Origin of the sequence: Corynebacterium sp., assembly GCF_030535495.1 — a bacterium.
In the GTDB taxonomy this organism is placed as follows: Bacteria; Actinomycetota; Actinomycetes; order Mycobacteriales; family Mycobacteriaceae; genus Corynebacterium.
Genome location: NZ_JAUNRW010000135.1, coordinates 3,256 through 5,022 on the forward strand (window position 1 = coordinate 3,256; position 1,767 = coordinate 5,022).

3 protein-coding genes are annotated in these 1,767 nt (G+C 68.4%); 1 reads left to right on the forward strand and 2 read right to left on the reverse strand.

Translation table 11 applies throughout. The features are described 5' to 3' along the window. Together Q4F73_RS11480 and Q4F73_RS11485 are read right to left on the reverse strand one after the other, a co-directional pair. The coding region (locus Q4F73_RS11480) for a hypothetical protein (RefSeq protein ID WP_303359477.1) at positions 1-209 on the reverse strand (209 nt) is incomplete at its 3' end. A gap of 78 nt (positions 210-287) precedes the next feature. Continuing rightward, complete coding sequence (locus Q4F73_RS11485) at positions 288-986, reverse strand: HNH endonuclease family protein (protein WP_303359478.1); 699 nt, start codon at positions 984-986, stop codon at positions 288-290. A 68-nt stretch (positions 987-1,054) separates the two neighbouring features. Here Q4F73_RS11485 and Q4F73_RS11490 point away from each other — a divergent pair. Then, positions 1,055-1,767 (forward strand): glutathione S-transferase family protein (locus Q4F73_RS11490; protein ID WP_303359479.1); only part of this gene is annotated, 713 nt, incomplete at its 3' end.

Here is a 1,767-nt window from a genome sequence, read left to right on the forward strand (position 1 = left end):
CCGGTGCGGTCGAAGACACCGCCGCCGCCCTGCGGGAACTGGGTGGTGGCCTCGTGGCCGGTGTCCGCCCTGCTCAGCGGCGTGGAACCGGTCCCCGAGGAGCGGGGCGCCGGGCCGGTGGCGGGGATGTCCTTGTTGTAGGTGGGAACGTCGAGACCATCGGCGTCGTACGAACCCGCGCGGTCGGGGGTCTGGTTCTTGTCGGTCATGCTGCCAGATTAGGGCAGATGCCAGGAGGCAGCGGGTCTTGAGGCCGCGAGCCGCGTGGCGAAAAACCAACAATCCGATCACGGGCAGCGCTGGAGTTCGCGGGACAGGGCCTCCCGCTCGGCCTCGGTGACCCACAATCCGTAGGCGGCCTTCACGTCGACGATCCGGGTGGCGTACTCACAGCGGTAGGCCGTGCGCGGCGGCAGCCACGTCGCCGCATCACCGGCGCCTTTCTGTTGATTGAGTTCACCCCGCACGGCCAGGAGGTTGCGGGGATCATTGGCGAAGTCCCTGCGCGTCTGCTCATCCCACGCCTGGGCGCCCTTCTGCCAGGCGTCGGCCAGCGCGACGACATGATCGATCTGGATCTCGGCGCTGCGGGGGCCGCGGACGAAGTCGACAACGTCACCGGAATACGGGTCCTGCAGGATGCCGGATTCGACCAGGCAGCCGTGGGTGCCGGGGCGGATGACCACGTCGTGCAGGTCGCGGCGCAGAATGTCGTTGCGGGTATCGCAGCCGTTGCGCCCGCCCTCCACGCGGACGTCATCACTCCACGCCTGGCCGAAGCGCTCGCGCTCGTAGCCGGTCATCGGTGCGCGTCCCTTGACCTCGAGGGCGTCCAGCAGGCCGGGTGCGGGTTCGACGGCGTCGATCTGTGTCTCGACGGGGGTCTTTACTGGGGCCTCGACGGGGGCGGAGGGGACGTCGACAAGCACGGCCCACCCGACCACGGCGAGGACGCCGGTGAGGATGAGGGCTGCCAGTCGATTCATGATGGCACTCAAGGTAGCAAGCACCCCGGACATTGACGGGGGCGGGTTCGAACGCTACAGTTGTTGACATGACAGCGAATGATGATTGGGCAGGCGACCCGCAGAACGCATCCACCGACGGCGAGTTCGTGCGCGACGCAACGTACATCGAGGACCGCATCACCTCCGACGTGAGCGAGCCGACGCCGCAGGACGACGGCACCGTCCACTGGCCGGTCGAGGCCGACCGCTACCGGCTCATGGCGGCGCGGGCGTGCCCGTGGGCGCACCGCTCGATCATCACCCGCCGCCTGCTGGGTCTGGAGGACGTCATCTCCCTCGGCCTGGCCGGACCCACCCACGACGTCCGCTCCTGGGTCTTCGACGTCGATCCCGACGGCGTCGACCCCGTCACCGGACTGCGCCGTCTGCAGGAGGCCTACTTCAACCGCTTCCCCGACTACCCGCGCGGCATCACGGTGCCCGCGGTCGTGGAGGTGGCGACGAAGAAGGTGGTCAGCAACGATTACCCGTCCATCGTCCGCGACTTCCAGACGCAGTGGACCCGGTTCCACCGCGAGGGCGCCCCGGACCTCTATCCGGTCGAGCACCGCGCGGAGATCGACGACATCGCCAAGCGCATCTACACCGAGGTCAACAACGGCGTCTACCGCTGCGGCTTCGCCGGCTCCCAGGAGGCCTACGACGACGCCTACGAGCGCTTCTGGACCACGATGGACTGGCTCGAGGATCGCTTATCGACGCGCCGCTACCTCGTCGGCGAGCACATCACCTTCGCGGA

What these genes read in the sequence shown, in the direction of transcription:
- Q4F73_RS11485 (WP_303359478.1), bottom strand. Translation starts at nt 986, where the DNA reads ATGAATCGACTGGCAGCCCTCATCCTCACCGGCGTCCTCGCCGTGGTC.